This window comes from Myxacorys sp. (genome assembly GCF_059501405.1).
In genome coordinates, this window is record NZ_JCACCM010000205.1 from 37,638 (window position 1) to 50,837 (window position 13,200).

Annotated in this window: 15 protein-coding genes; 12 read left to right on the forward strand and 3 right to left on the reverse strand. The window is 48.6% G+C overall.

Going from position 1 to position 13,200, the window contains the following annotated elements:
• Window positions 1–106 precede the first annotated feature (106 nt).
• Window positions 107–553 (forward strand): hypothetical protein, encoded by a 447-nt coding sequence (locus tag AC5I6P_RS29420; RefSeq protein WP_495697337.1) that lies wholly within the window; start codon window positions 107–109, stop codon window positions 551–553.
• Between the two features lie 143 nt (window positions 554–696).
• Window positions 697–2,253 (forward strand): serine/threonine protein kinase, encoded by a 1,557-nt coding sequence (locus AC5I6P_RS29425; RefSeq protein ID WP_495697338.1) that lies wholly within the window; start codon window positions 697–699, stop codon window positions 2,251–2,253.
• A 224-nt stretch (window positions 2,254–2,477) separates the two neighbouring features.
• Here the strand turns inward: AC5I6P_RS29425 and psb30 are convergent, their stop codons facing one another.
• Window positions 2,478–2,597, reverse strand: coding sequence for a photosystem II reaction center protein Ycf12/Psb30 (gene psb30 / locus AC5I6P_RS29430; RefSeq protein WP_495697339.1), 120 nt, complete (start codon window positions 2,595–2,597; stop codon window positions 2,478–2,480).
• Between the two features lie 215 nt (window positions 2,598–2,812).
• Between psb30 and AC5I6P_RS29435 the strand changes: the two genes are divergently transcribed.
• The 8 genes from AC5I6P_RS29435 to AC5I6P_RS29470 all read left to right on the forward strand — a co-directional run bounded on the left by AC5I6P_RS29435 (window position 2,813) and on the right by AC5I6P_RS29470 (window position 9,147).
• Window positions 2,813–3,520 carry a response regulator gene (locus tag AC5I6P_RS29435; RefSeq protein WP_495697340.1) on the forward strand — a complete coding sequence of 236 codons (708 nt, stop codon included), beginning with the start codon at window positions 2,813–2,815 and terminating at the stop codon, window positions 3,518–3,520.
• Window positions 3,521–3,526: 6 nt separating this feature from the next.
• Window positions 3,527–4,657, forward strand: coding sequence for a sensor histidine kinase (locus AC5I6P_RS29440; protein ID WP_495697341.1), 1,131 nt, complete (start codon window positions 3,527–3,529; stop codon window positions 4,655–4,657).
• A 278-nt stretch (window positions 4,658–4,935) separates the two neighbouring features.
• Window positions 4,936–5,760, forward strand: a complete 825-nt coding sequence (locus AC5I6P_RS29445) for an alpha/beta fold hydrolase (protein ID WP_495697342.1) — start codon at window positions 4,936–4,938, stop codon at window positions 5,758–5,760.
• 413 nt (window positions 5,761–6,173) lie between these two features.
• Window positions 6,174–6,485, forward strand: a complete 312-nt coding sequence (locus tag AC5I6P_RS29450; RefSeq protein WP_495697343.1) for a hypothetical protein — start codon at window positions 6,174–6,176, stop codon at window positions 6,483–6,485.
• An 11-nt stretch (window positions 6,486–6,496) separates the two neighbouring features.
• Window positions 6,497–6,907 (forward strand): hypothetical protein, encoded by a 411-nt coding sequence (locus AC5I6P_RS29455; RefSeq protein WP_495697344.1) that lies wholly within the window; start codon window positions 6,497–6,499, stop codon window positions 6,905–6,907.
• Window positions 6,908–7,014: 107 nt separating this feature from the next.
• Window positions 7,015–7,203, forward strand: a complete 189-nt coding sequence (locus tag AC5I6P_RS29460; protein WP_495697345.1) for a hypothetical protein — start codon at window positions 7,015–7,017, stop codon at window positions 7,201–7,203.
• Window positions 7,204–7,210: 7 nt separating this feature from the next.
• On the forward strand, window positions 7,211–8,581 hold the full coding sequence (locus AC5I6P_RS29465; protein ID WP_495697346.1) for a GH1 family beta-glucosidase: 1,371 nt from the start codon (window positions 7,211–7,213) through the stop codon (window positions 8,579–8,581).
• A gap of 188 nt (window positions 8,582–8,769) precedes the next feature.
• Window positions 8,770–9,147, forward strand: a complete 378-nt coding sequence (locus AC5I6P_RS29470; RefSeq protein ID WP_495697347.1) for a hypothetical protein — start codon at window positions 8,770–8,772, stop codon at window positions 9,145–9,147.
• On the opposite strand, the gene AC5I6P_RS29475 is transcribed toward AC5I6P_RS29470, so the two are convergent.
• Window positions 9,144–9,863: an SPOR domain-containing protein gene (locus AC5I6P_RS29475; RefSeq protein WP_495697348.1), complete on the reverse strand. Its 720-nt coding sequence runs from the start codon at window positions 9,861–9,863 to the stop codon at window positions 9,144–9,146. The two genes, AC5I6P_RS29470 and AC5I6P_RS29475, sit on opposite strands and share 4 nt — an antisense overlap.
• Window positions 9,864–10,080: 217 nt before the next feature.
• On the opposite strand from AC5I6P_RS29475, the gene mnmA reads away from it, so the two are divergent.
• On the forward strand, window positions 10,081–11,136 hold the full coding sequence (gene mnmA, locus AC5I6P_RS29480) for a tRNA 2-thiouridine(34) synthase MnmA (RefSeq protein WP_495697349.1): 1,056 nt from the start codon (window positions 10,081–10,083) through the stop codon (window positions 11,134–11,136).
• Here mnmA and AC5I6P_RS29485 read toward each other — a convergent pair.
• Window positions 11,133–12,023, reverse strand: coding sequence for a YihY/virulence factor BrkB family protein (locus AC5I6P_RS29485; protein ID WP_495697350.1), 891 nt, complete (start codon window positions 12,021–12,023; stop codon window positions 11,133–11,135). The two genes, mnmA and AC5I6P_RS29485, sit on opposite strands and share 4 nt — an antisense overlap.
• A gap of 216 nt (window positions 12,024–12,239) precedes the next feature.
• Here AC5I6P_RS29485 and AC5I6P_RS29490 point away from each other — a divergent pair, with 216 nt between their 5' ends.
• Complete coding sequence (locus AC5I6P_RS29490) at window positions 12,240–13,130, forward strand: S1 RNA-binding domain-containing protein (RefSeq protein WP_495697351.1); 891 nt, start codon at window positions 12,240–12,242, stop codon at window positions 13,128–13,130.
• The last annotated feature ends 70 nt before the right edge of the window (window positions 13,131–13,200 follow it).

Consider the following 13,200-nt stretch of genomic DNA (forward strand, 5'->3'; position numbering starts at 1 on the left):
AGGCTAAACGATGAGGGGATACCTTCGACCAACGCTTTGTCAAACCGCACAGGCAATCATCCCAAACCGCCCTTTCCCCATCCCTTAGCACCCAAGGACTGCCATTGTGAACCATACCTTTTTACTGGAATCCGGACGCTGGACTCTTCAAGGAAACTGGCTAGAGCGGCATGGACCCCCCATTCTTGTAAAAGGCAAAATTCTGGTTGCCTGGAGCCGCGATGATTGGTTCACGATGGTGACAAAGCTGGTTTTTCCGGCGTCCGATCGCGAGGAAATCAGCTTTCAGTACAGAGGGCGGTTAGATGCAGGCGATCGCCGCTATACGTTTGTGCTGCAACACAGTCTCCTCGGTCGCGTTGAAGGAGAAGGTTGGATTGCCCCGGAATCAATTGTGCAGCGCTATTGGGCCTTGGGTGATCGCCAGCGACGCAGCGGCTTTGAAACGTTGTATCGCGTAGATGACCATAAGTATTACTTGTCGGGTAATGTCCTGTCTGGGCACTATCTAACGAATACGATGGAAGCGACCTTAGAGCGCCAGTCGGAATAGAGCATCAGTGGTGAGTCTCCAGACCTGACGGTTACTTTACAAACCGAACTGTCCATACTGGGAGCAGGCTTTTTCTCATATTTGGCTACCTCTTCATCTCAAATCTCCCCTCTCATTTTTGTCCCCATTCCCCCAAGACTCCTGTGCAGACTCGCTCCCGTAAAGACCCTAGAATCGGACAGCTTCTCTCCAATCGCTATCAGCTAATCGAGTTGATTGGACGTGGGGCAATGGGACAAGTGTACAAAGCGGAAGACGTGTTACTCGGTGGTGTGATTGTGGCGATCAAGTTTTTAGCCCAAACGCTGCTGACTCGCAAAATGCGCGATCGCTTCCGCAGTGAAGCCCGAACTTGCGCCTTGCTCAGTACCAAAAGTATGCACATTGTGCGAGTGATGGACTATGGCGTTGATGAGCAGGAGGTGCCTTACTATGTGATGGAATACTTGCAGGGTAGTAGCTTCAGCGATATTATCTCAACCCAAAATCTGCCGTTACCTCGGTTTCTCAGTTTGGCGCGTCAGATTTGCGCGGGCATTCAGTGCGCTCACCAGGGCATCACGATCGATGGCTCGACCTATCCGATCATCCATCGCGACATTAAGCCGAGTAACCTGCTGGTCATTCAAGACTCGGGCTTTGGCGAACTCGTTAAAATTCTCGACTTTGGCATTTCTAAACTGTTGCAAGCAGACGTTAGCCAAACGAGTTCCTACATGGGCACGTTGGCATATTCGTCCCCAGAGCAAATGGAAGGGCGCGAACTCGACTCGCGATCGGACATCTATAGTTTGGGTGTCATGTTGTTTGAGATGCTGACCGGAAAAATGCCGCTCCAAGCCGATACTCACTCATTTGGTGGTTGGTATAAAACGCATCACTTCCAAGCTCCCCGCACGTTTGAATCGATTAATCCCAATCTCAAAGTGCCGAAGATGCTGGAGAACTTGGTAATGAGTTGTCTGGCGAAGGATGTAAATGCTCGTCCTCAAACGATCGCTGATATTCTCAAAGCCTTAGAACCGTTAGAACAGCGTTACAGTGCGACGCGGCAAATTAGCCATCGCATTAGTGAAGCATTGCTTAGACGCCCAGTAGCAGCTCCTGCTCGCGATCCTGATGCCCTGACACCAGATGAAGCGTGTCAACTAACGACGTGGCCCAAAGACAAACCCGTGGCTCAAATTGTGTTTCCGCACGTTCTAGAAACCAAGCGAGAAACGCTTGCGACAATTTGGGTGATGTTGCCTCAGCAAGAGATTGAAAACATTCAGATTGGTAAGCTCTACAATCGGCTTTACAAGAATTTTTTGTGTACGATGTCGCCTCATCCCATGATTTTGTGGGTTACGGCGTTGTATAACCAACTCCACCACAAAGAGACTGATCCGCGATGGTTGCGCTGCTATTTAGATCTTAAAACCGAGCAGGGCGAGAAGATTTCGCGCTTGCTGATCGATAAAGAGAAATATTACATTCTGTTTTTCGCGATCGAAGATCCGCACCATTGCGCTTATGTTCTGCCATTGCAAATGACGCCGATACAGCGATCGCAGTTGCTCCAGTGGACGTTAACGAGTCGTACTTGGGCCGCGATCGGCAAACCGACGATCAGTAAAGATGTCCTTAAAGACGAATTTGAGAAGCTCAAACCCAAAATCAAAGAAGAACTACAGGCGCAGGGAGAGAGGCTTGGATAACGACAAGCAAAGAGACAAAGAATCTGTTATTCGACAACAGATAGCGACAAAAAAGCCCGGTCAGTGATGACCGGACTTTGGAGCTACTCTCTCTTAAACCTGTAAAAATTCTGAGTTCACGGGGAACTGTTTTTTCTGTCAAACCTATTTATTCTGTCAAACACTGTTGCGGGTTCTCAAAGCCAACAAACACTGAAAGCGCTTGTAACGGTTAGAGATTGCTACTAGAGATCGCCACCGCGAAAGGCTAACAGAAAGATCACCACCGGACCTGCCAGCATAATCATGCCTACCAGGGTCAACTGTGCGATCGCTTCAAAGTTAATGTTACTTAGAAACTCCATCTCTCCTCCCAAACAAGCCCAACTGGGTCATGAACAATGCTGCGCTAAGCGCTATTCTATCGGTCGATTTGTACCAATCTTAAGAAAGTTAACAAAACTCAATAAAACTCTACTTTGTCAGAAGCAAGGTCTTGATAAGCAGCACTTTCCCAAAAATAGTTTCTCATATTCTGGGAGTTGTTAAACTCTAGAGTGTTGTCTTTTCAACGCGACACATGGAAATTCTGATTGTTGAAGATGAAGCAGAAATTGCTCAACTGATTCAGCTTTACCTTGAGAAAGAAGGATTCTCCTGTCGCACCTGCCGAGATGGATTGACTGCACTAACCATGTTTCAAGATCAAAAGCCTGATCTAATCATTCTGGATCTAATGATTCCAGGCTTAGATGGTTTGGAAGTGTGCGCCAGAATCCGTCAAAAGCCAGGGCTGAAAGATCCGTATATTCTGATGCTGACGGCAAAAGGAGAAGAACTCGATCGCATCATTGGGCTTTCGACGGGAGCTGATGACTATATGGTTAAACCATTTAGCCCCAAGGAACTGGTTGCGAGAGTTCGAGCGTTGCTTAGACGAACTCTCCGCCAAGGCGGACAGAGCCAGAGTTATCGGACTCAGAACTTTGTAGTGGATCTAGATCAACGCTCAGCGGTTCGTCAAGTGGATGGAGAGCGCACTGAAGCTTTAGATTTGACCACGCTAGAGTTTGACCTGCTCTCGACGTTTATGAGTTACCCCGGTCGCGTCTGGAACCGGACTCAACTGATTGATAAGCTTTGGGGCAGTAACTTCTTTGGAGATGAACGCGTGGTCGATACTCATATTGCTCGGCTGCGCAAAAAGATTGAACCCGATCCGGCAAATCCGACGTTTGTAAAGACGGTGATCGGCGTTGGATATAAGTTTGAAGATGCCGTTGCTTAGGCTTAGATGAACAGAATTAACCTCAGTACGCGCCTCTTTTTATCCCACATGATCGTGATGATTGTGGGCATCAGTACGCTGTTGGTGGTCGGAAAAATTTATTCTCCGCAGCTATTTATTTGGCATCTTGAAAAGCTGCAAGGGTACGGTTTTAACTTGATCTATTCCCGACGGCAACTTTTAGAGGGATTTGATTCGGCGTGGAGTCGAGGCGCGTTCTGGTCAGTCATTGTTGGAGGAACCTCTGCGATCGCGCTGAGTTATTGGGTGTCCAAACGCATTATGCAACCCCTGATTCAGATGGAACGGATCACTCGCCGCTTTGCCTCTGGACATTTAGAAGAACGAGTTCCGGCCAACGAAATTCCTGAACTGAATCGTCTGGCTCAAAGTTTTAATCGCATGGCAAAAGACTTGGAAGGAGTGGAACAGCGCCGCCGTGAATTGGTTGGTGACTTGACTCACGAATTGCGAACGCCTTTGACGGTTCTGGAAGGCTATTTGGAAGGGTTGGGCGATGGCACGATCGCGCCTTCGACTGATATTTATCACCGTCTTGCCAAAGAAACGACGCGGCTTCGCAGGCTCGTGAATGATCTACAAGAATTGTCTAAAGCAGAAGCGGGCTATTTGCCGATCAATCTGCAATCGCTTAATCTCTACCCGTTGTTAAATTCCCTGATTCAAAAATTCTCCGATCAACTATTGGACGATAATCCGAGTCTAAGGCTCGACTGTCCTCAAACTCTACCGCTCGTTCTCGCTGATCCAGAGCGCGTCGAACAGATTTTGATTAACTTAATTGGTAATGCGCTGCGCTATACTCCCGAAGGCAGTGTCACCCTGCGGGCGTGGGAGGCGACGGCTCAAGTTTGGGTTGCCGTCGAAGATACCGGACAAGGGATTGCGCCAGAAGAACTGCCGCATGTGTTTGAGCGATTCTGGCGCTCGGATCGATCGCGCGATCGCCACTCTGGAGGAACGGGCATCGGCTTAGCCATTTCTCAGCGATTGGTCGAGTTGCAAAACGGGGTGATTCAAGCTGAGAGTGAATTGGGCAAAGGCAGTATTTTTCGATTTTCTCTACCGATCGCACCATCTGGGGCATTTAGCATTTCTGCGATCGCAAAACGTTAACTCTTTGCATTTTGGATTGCATTTTGGATTGACTCGCTCCTGCTGCCTGTTAAAGCGTCGCGATAACAGAGTCATGCAAATGTCAAAGCACAACTGTACATTAAGACTGAGTAACCTGAGATTCGCTAAACTGTGATGTTGCCCTATGGTTTTTGAGCTTTTGATGGTCGGTGTCATTGTCGTATGTGCTCTCGCCTCAATTCGGTATCTGTTTCCTCGAAGCAAGCTTTCGTACTCATCAAGACGAAAGCGCTAATCTGGTTTTGCCCTCAATGCTTATGCCGTATTCTTCCGCGATAGAGGAGCCAATCACACTCGCAGGAACGCAGATTCAACTGCGGAGCGTTGCCCTGCAAGTGGCTTATGCGCCGGGACGATTGCCCGCGATCGTCTTTGTTCATGGCGGGCTTGGCAGTCGCTACAATTGGCGGCTGCAATGGAAATTTTTTCGGGCGTCTGGGCAGGCGGTTCTTGCCTATGATTTGGCGGGACATGGGGACTCTGGGCGCTATCAGCGCTATTCGGTGGGGCGACATCGACGCGATTTAACGCGGTTGCTGAGACACTTTCAGATTGAAAATCCAATTTTGTGTTGTCATAGCTATGGCGTTCCGATTGGTTTGGAGTGGGCAAAACGCCATCCGACGCGAGCCATCATTGCGATCGCAGGCGGCACGCACGATTTAACGCCGTGGTGGGAAATTCCCGCGATCAAATTTTTTGCGCTCCTTTGGGGCTTCGCAGAGCGAGTTGCTGGACATCATCTCCATCGGTGGCAGCAACACGTGTTAATTGCTGCTCTTAGTAGTGATGACGATGAGCCTGAACGGTCTAATGATCTCCCGACTGATCCTCACCCCTACGAAGCGATCGAAGCATTTTGGGGCTACGACGGACGCCATCACGAATTTGATTGCCCGATTACGATTATCACAGGCAGCAGCGATCCGATGTTTCCGCCTGTGATGGGGCATGAATGGTTAGCGCGGCTGCAACATCAGCACCCAAATAGTACTCACATCACGGTGTCAGACGTAGGACATTTGATCATGGCAGAAGCTCCAGATGTGGTGAATGACGCAATTCTTCAGAGCTTGGTGTAGCCGTTTTTCAGAGTTGTACTCTGCGCTCATTGCAAGTGCAGTTAGCTATTTCAGAACAGGCAGCAGATTGGGTAGTAGATGAAACGGATGTAGCTTCCAGCACTCCTCTGCAAAAAACAGATAGTGGTAACTAATCTATTCCTTGCAGAGTGTTGCCGCAGGCATCCGCTACATTCGTAGGCGAAGCCTCTTCCAAAGTACCCAACAAAATTTGCTGCCAACGCGCGATCGGCTCTGCCAAACTCCGAAGAATCGCGGCCTAAGTCCTAAATTCTTAAGCAAGGCAATTGTCTCTCAGTCTTGGCTGCACTCTCTATTCCGTATCATTTCTGAAGCTGCCCAAGCCCAGTAAAAAACCCAGTAGCGCGACACTACTGGGCTGGTAGCTGTGAAAGTTGATACTCTCTAATGAAATGACTTATGTAACTATAGTTGCAGACAGATACCTAAACCTCATCTGTGTTTTTACGGAATTTCAGATTCTACCTGAAAAAATGTTTTTAAGAGTCGTGCGGGCTCATAAAACTGCGGTAGTGGGTTGCGCCTATCGCGTTTGGAAGCTGGAGCGTGAGGGATGGAGTGAATTGAACCATGATTATGATTCTGATGGCGCTCAGTGTTGTTCATGGGCAAGTGATTCGCTTTTCCAAACTCTGAAAGATCGCTTGATCCAAGCTCTACTAGGACTTACGCAAATCATTGCAGATGTTGCAGTGTCTTTATAAACAGAGTCGCTGTGATAAGGAAGGTTGCTTTTGGCGTAACGAACCTTGCTTCTAAGGTAAGGAAGGTTGCTTTTGGCGTAAGGAGGGTTGCTTCTAGGGTAAGGAAGGTTGCTTTTGGCGTAAGGAGGGTTGCTTCTGGCGTAACGAACCTTGCTTCTAAGGTAAGGAAGGTTGCTTTTGGCGTAAGGAGGGTTGCTTCTAGGGTAAGGAAGATCGCTTTCGACGTAAGGAACCTTCCTTCTGCCAAAAGGAATCCTACTTCTAGGGTAACGAACCTTGCTTCTGGCGTAACGAACCTTGCTTCTAAGGTAAGGAAGGTTGCTTCTATGATTAAGTTTAGGTTCGTGTCGTTTAAGGTCGGTGTCTTAATGTCACCAGTGCGTAAGTCCTGTCTATATCGAAAAACAACGGGTGAAAAATAGTATGAACAAATAGTATGAACAGTAGAGAGTAGATAAGTGGCTCTTCCAGGAATTAGCAATTCTTCAGAGATTTGCGGTTAGGTTCGAGATGGTTCACCAAAATCAAAATGGATACGTTTATTTTTATTCTCAAAGTGGTGCTTCCTTCGTTAGCACTCTCGATCGCTATCAAATACCTTGCTCCGTTTCTTAACGTTGCACCAACGTTGACTACCGTATTAATTGCTGTACTGTCACCGTCGATTGTAATTGCGATCGCGCTCCTCATTCAGACCCGCGCTCACCGTAAAAACTAGATTCGCTATGACAAGCTATCAATTTCCAGAAGACTTCCAGTGGGGCGCAGCGACGGCGGCCTATCAAATTGAAGGAGCCACTGAAACAGACGGACGCAAGCCGAGTGTGTGGGATACCTTTAGCGCGACTCGCGGACGGACGGTAAAAGGACATACGGGCGCGATCGCCTGTGACCATTACCACCGCTACGAAGATGACATCAAGCTGATGAAAGAGTTGGGCATCCAGAATTATCGCTTCAGCGTCTCTTGGTGCCGCATTATTCCCGATGGTCGAGGCAAGGTGAACGAGGCTGGAATTGATTTCTATAGGCGATTGGTCGATCGCTTGCTCAAACATAACATCACCCCCTACGCGACGCTGTTTCATTGGGATAGCCCGGCGGCGTTGGAGCAAAAATACGGCTCTTGGCGCAGTCGAGAAATGGCGCAAGACTTCGCAGACTATGCAACAGCAGTCGTGAGTCGATTGGGCGATCGTATTACAAACTGGATGACACTCAACGAAATATCTTGTTTTACACACATGGGATATGCCGTGGGCAAAACGCCTCAACATGCGCCCGGAACTCGTGTGAAATCTCAAAAAGACGTTTGGCAAACATCGCATCACGCGCTGTTGGCACATGGATTAGGATGTCAAGCAATCCGAGCAGCCTCGACGAAGGCGCAAATTGCTTTGGTTGATAACTTCGGAGTCACGGTTCCGCTCACCGAATCAGCAGAGGATATCGAAGCGGCAAAGCGAGCCTTTCCGTACCACTGTGGCAATGGTGGAATGATTTATCCAGCATTAACGGGAGCATACCATCCAGCGTTGTTAGAACAACTTGGAAGCAATGCACCGGATGTTCAAGATGATGACCTGAAAACTATTCATCAACCCCTTGATTTTTTAGGTTTCAATATCTATACAGGAACCTACATTCGCGCTGCTGATAACTGGCAAGGCTGTGAATGGCTCGACTTTCCAAAAGCTTATCCTGCACTGAATATGCCTTGGCTACAGCTTGTTCCAGAAAGCTTGTATTGGGGGATTCGTCACGTTAGCGAAACAATGAATCGCCCGGATTTACCAATTTACATCACTGAAAATGGTTGTGCGGCTCAAGACCAAGTAAAACCTTCAGGTGAAATCATTGATCTCGATCGCATTTTGTATTTACGTCACTATCTCCAAAGTGTTCATCGGGCTGCTGTCGAGCACTATCCGATCAAAGGATACTTTGTCTGGAGCTTGATGGATAATTTTGAATGGTCTTACGGCTACGATCGACGATTTGGCATCACCTACATCGACTACAAAACGCAGCAGCGAATCCCAAAATCTAGTTATCGCTGGTACGCAGAATGTATTCGCCAAAACCGAGTGGTCTAGGTTTCCTAAAGGGTTCTAAAAAATAAAAAATGCTCGCCTTGGTGAGAGGAGCGAAAATCTAAAATCGACGATCTGCACGCCTTAACGTTGGGAGTTAACGTGTTACTAATGAATGGGTAAACGCCTCTCGTTTTCAACCTATGATTTCAATTTGTAGAAGATGTCCTTGGCTTTCGCTGTCGCTATTAATGGTAGCCTATGCCATTTTTGGTAAATTTATTCTATCCGTTCATTCTCCTGTGGTATTTGGAATCGCGATCGCATGGGGGCTTGTTCTGGCCATCTTGATGATGAGTCCGATTCGGGGGCTGCAACGTATGCTGATCAAGTGGTTTAACTCGGACACCGTTGCGTTCACGTTTTTGATCGGAGCGGCTGCTTTTGCTTCCATCTTGCTCAACTGGTTCAAGCTATTCCTGCCGTTCTTCATGGTTTTCTCGGCTGAGTCCTTAGCACGGCTCGACATTCAAACAGCAGAATTTAACAGCGTTCAAGCTCTAATTATGCTGACGCTGGTTGCTTGGTTAGGGTTGGGACTCGGATGGGTAGCCGCTCAAGTGATTTAGCGACCGTAAAAAACTCGCGCATCAAACTGGCGATCGCGCAGAAACTGCTTCACAATTTCAGCATCGCTGCGAGTGGCATAGGGACCTACGGCTATATGAGGACCAATCGGGCGATCGCGCAGCCGGATTGCCGTTTGAGAGACACCCAATTGAATCGCGCGATCGCGCAATCTAGGTAATTCACTTTGAGATCCCGGTACGATCGCGTAATAGCCACTCGGACTTTCCCCTCCACCGGGAATTTGCCCTCCTGATTGGGTCGTAACGCTCGCCCTTATCCCTTGAGAGGCAAGCAAAGCCACCTGCTGACGGGCATTCGCCTCACTGTTATATGTGCCTGTCTGAATCACGCGCCGTCCGCCAAGTGTTTGAAAAAACGCGCCAGGTTCAAACGTTTTGATTTGCTGCAACAGATACGGATCACTGCTATCAACGTAAACCCGGTATTGTCCAACCGTCGGCTGCGAATAGCTTCCGCTGGGTGGAGTATAGACTCGTTCTCCGGGCACGGGGTAGGTTTGAGGGGGTGGATAGGTTTGAGGTGAGGGGTAACTTTCGGGCTGGGCTGGAACTAGAACGGGGGGTGGTGGCAGAGTTTGCTGCGCGGCGACTGGCGGCTGTGCTAGACCAATCTGTGCTACACCCATACAAATAGTCGCCACCGTCAAGCGCACTCCCAACGGAACCGCCCTTAATACCTGTCTCCCACACCCCATGGTTTTTGCCCCGATTCAGTAAACAACGTCGCAATGAAATTTTAGCGGCAGTGTAACACGGACATTAGCCGTTAATTCAGCAACTTTTTCTCTGTGCTTCCTACGGCTAATTTATTTCGTTAGGATTGGCGCTTTCTTGCAGAGCCTTGCCACCCCCTCATTCAACCTTCAGCGAACAGTGTTAGCCTAGAGCTATATTTTCTTTCTCTCGGTTTCCATGAACAAAGTCGTGGTTGGGCTCTCTGGTGGAGTCGATAGTTCTGTTGCTGCTGCTACTCTACATGACCAAGGCTATCAGGTCGAAGGCATGACCCTCTGGTTAATGAAGGGCAAGGGACAATGCTGCTCAGAAGGAATGGTAGATGCCGCCAAGCTTTGCGAAGAACTGGGTATTCCGCATCACATTGTCGATACTCGCGATGTGTTTCAAGAAAATATTGTCGATTATTTGGTGTCTGGCTACGGGGATGGCATTACGCCCTTGCCGTGTTCGCAGTGCAACAAAGCCGTCAAATTTGGTCCGATGCTGAAGTATGCCCGTGAGCAGTTGGGTATTGATGCGATCGCAACAGGTCATTACGCCCGGACTCGATTTGATCCGGCGACCGGACGCCACCAACTTCTTAGAGCCGTGGATCGCTCGAAAGACCAAACCTACTTTTTATACGATCTCAGCCAAGAGATTCTCGCTCATGTGGTGTTTCCGTTGGGAGAAACGCGCAAAACCGAAACGCGCCAAATGGCGGGTGAGTTCGGCTTGCACACCGCAGAAAAGCCCGAAAGCCAAGACCTGTGCTTGGTTGAAGCAAACGGTTCGATGCGAGCATTTCTTGACAAGTACATCACGCCCCAAAATGGCGAAATTGTCGATCGCGCGGGAACTGTCCTCGGCCAGCATGAGGGCGTGCATCATTACACGATTGGACAGCGCAAAGGACTTGGGATAGCCCACAGCGAGCCGCTTTATGTAATTGGTTTAGATGCGGTGAAGAATCAAGTCATTGTTGGAGAGCGGGATGCGGCATTTCGTCCAGATTGCACCGTGCAGCGCGTCAACTGGGTGTCAATTTCTCAGCCTACTACCCCAATCAAAGCCGAGGTGCAAATTCGCTATCGCTCGGCTGCCACCCCAGCGATCGTGGTTCCGCTTGAAGGGGGGCGGGTGCAAGTTGTGTTTGATGAGCCGCAGTTTAGTATTACTCCAGGTCAAGCCGCCGTTTGGTATCACGGAGAGGTACTGCTTGGTGGGGGCGTAATTGAGCGATCAACTTAAGCATCGGGTCGTGAGGTCGGAACCGCGTGTTTCGACGGTTGAATTGGCTTGCCTCGATATTTGGAGTAGACTTGCGTGAATTCTGCTCCAAACAGCAGAATTTGGGCTGAATAGAACACCCAAATTAGGATGATGATCAGCGATCCAGCCGCGCCATAACTAGAACTGACACTACCATTTTCTAGGTAAAGCCCAATTAGGAACCTGCCAATGTTGAACAATATTGCAGTGACAGCCGCCCCGACCCAAAGATTGCTCCAAGGAATTTTCGCATCGGGAAGAAATTTATAGATGGCTGCAAAAAGAAAAGTAATGACTCCAAAAGAGATAACGAAATTAAGAATTTTCCCAACGATCACAAAACCAGGAACAAAATTACCAAAATAACCGCTAATGAGAGCCAATATTGCCGTAAGAACTAGTGAAACAAGTAACAAGAATCCGATTACTAACACCATTGCAAACGACAAGAAGCGGGATTGAATAAAACTCTTTACCGCTCGTCCAGGCTTAGGTTTCACTTCCCAGATAATATTCAGCGCCATTTGGAGTTGTCCAAATACGCCAGATGCACCAAATAGCAAAATTCCAATGCTAATGATCGTAGCGATCGTACCGCCCGAATTTGGTTTGTTCGCATTATCGATCATCGCAGAAATGGCGTCTGCGGCAGGTCTGCCAACAATGCCTTGAAGCTGAGCGACGACTTCTCCCCGAGCGGCTTCTTCGCCTAAAAATGCACCCGCGATCGCGATCGCAATCAGCAATAGGGGCGCTAACGAAAATACAGTGTAATAGGCTAGTGCTGCCGCCAGCATCGGAACATTATCTTCATTCCATTCCTGAACTGTGTCTTTTAGCAGGCGAATTCCAGTTTTAAATCTCATGGCGAAGGTTGCATACACTAGCTCTTTTGATATCGTCCACGACCAAGTAATAGCGCCACATCGCCCTTGAGAAAGATTTATGAAGCAAGATTAAGGGAACCCCTTCTGATCGGGCTGAAGGATCAATTCTTCGTTCCCAATTTCTAAGCGCATACTACACTGGATGTTGACAAATGTGCCTCAAAAGCATCTCAATTGTTCGTCATGGAAAAATCAATGCAATCTAAGTCCCCCGACGCTTCCTTCTCGATGGAAGATTTCGCCAAAGCCCTTGAGCAACACGACTATCAGTTTCAGAAGGGTCAGGTTGTAACAGGAAAAGCATACAGCTATGAAAGCGGTGGCGCATTGGTTGATATTGGGGGAAAGTCTCCAGCATTTTTACCCGTTGAAGAGGCGAGTGTTCGGCAAGTGGCGGATGTCTCAACAATTCTGCCGTTGCAGGAAGAGCGAGAGTTCGTGATTGTTCGGGAACAGAATGAAGATGGGCAGGTGACAATCTCGCTGCGTCAGCTTGAGTATCGAAAAATTTGGGAGCGCTTGGCAGAACTGCAAGACAGCAACCAAAGTGTACAGGTGCGCGTCACGGGCATGAATAAAGGTGGTGTGACCGTTGATGTTTTAGGATTGCGAGGATTTATTCCGCGATCGCACCTCGTCGAGCGAGAGAACTTGGAAGCCCTCAAAGGCCAAACCCTGACCGTGACCTTTCTAGAATTGGATCGCGATCGCAACAAAATTGTTTTATCTAACCGTCTCGCAGCTCGCGCTCAAAACTTCAGCCAACTCGAAGCCGGACAACTGATTGAAGGTAAAGTCACAAGTCTCAAACCGTTTGGTGCATTCATTGAGTTTGATGGCACAACCGGATTGCTGCACATCAATCAAATCAGCCAAAAGTTCATTGCCTCGCTTCCAGCCCTCTTAGAAGTCGGTCAGCCGATCAAGGCGATGATTGTCGATCTCGATGAAGGTAGAGGTCGAATCTCGTTGTCAACCAAAGTGCTAGAGAACCATCCGGGCGAGATGGTGGAGAATCTGGCAACGGTGATGGAAGAGGCAGAATCGCGGCAAGATCGCGCCCGGAAAAACTTGCTAGGCAGTTAAACAATAGAGCAGTTTTCCTTGCGATCGCTTCCCGCTTTCTCGAACAGTGCCTGTTAAACATCTCTACGGG

Bases quoted from the DNA above. Each gene is read 5' to 3' on its own strand.
- psb30 (WP_495697339.1), bottom strand. From the start codon at position 2,597: ATGGAGTTTCTAAGTAACATTAACTTTGAAGCGATCGCACAGTTGACC.
- AC5I6P_RS29435 (WP_495697340.1), top strand. From the start codon at position 2,813: ATGGAAATTCTGATTGTTGAAGATGAAGCAGAAATTGCTCAACTGATT.
- AC5I6P_RS29440 (WP_495697341.1), top strand. From the start codon at position 3,527: ATGAACAGAATTAACCTCAGTACGCGCCTCTTTTTATCCCACATGATC.
- AC5I6P_RS29445 (WP_495697342.1), top strand. From the start codon at position 4,936: ATGCCGTATTCTTCCGCGATAGAGGAGCCAATCACACTCGCAGGAACG.
- AC5I6P_RS29450 (WP_495697343.1), top strand. From the start codon at position 6,174: ATGACTTATGTAACTATAGTTGCAGACAGATACCTAAACCTCATCTGT.
- AC5I6P_RS29460 (WP_495697345.1), top strand. From the start codon at position 7,015: ATGGATACGTTTATTTTTATTCTCAAAGTGGTGCTTCCTTCGTTAGCA.
- AC5I6P_RS29465 (WP_495697346.1), top strand. From the start codon at position 7,211: ATGACAAGCTATCAATTTCCAGAAGACTTCCAGTGGGGCGCAGCGACG.
- AC5I6P_RS29470 (WP_495697347.1), top strand. From the start codon at position 8,770: ATGGTAGCCTATGCCATTTTTGGTAAATTTATTCTATCCGTTCATTCT.
- AC5I6P_RS29475 (WP_495697348.1), bottom strand. From the start codon at position 9,863: ATGGGGTGTGGGAGACAGGTATTAAGGGCGGTTCCGTTGGGAGTGCGC.
- mnmA (WP_495697349.1), top strand. From the start codon at position 10,081: ATGAACAAAGTCGTGGTTGGGCTCTCTGGTGGAGTCGATAGTTCTGTT.
- AC5I6P_RS29485 (WP_495697350.1), bottom strand. From the start codon at position 12,023: ATGAGATTTAAAACTGGAATTCGCCTGCTAAAAGACACAGTTCAGGAA.
- AC5I6P_RS29490 (WP_495697351.1), top strand. From the start codon at position 12,240: ATGCAATCTAAGTCCCCCGACGCTTCCTTCTCGATGGAAGATTTCGCC.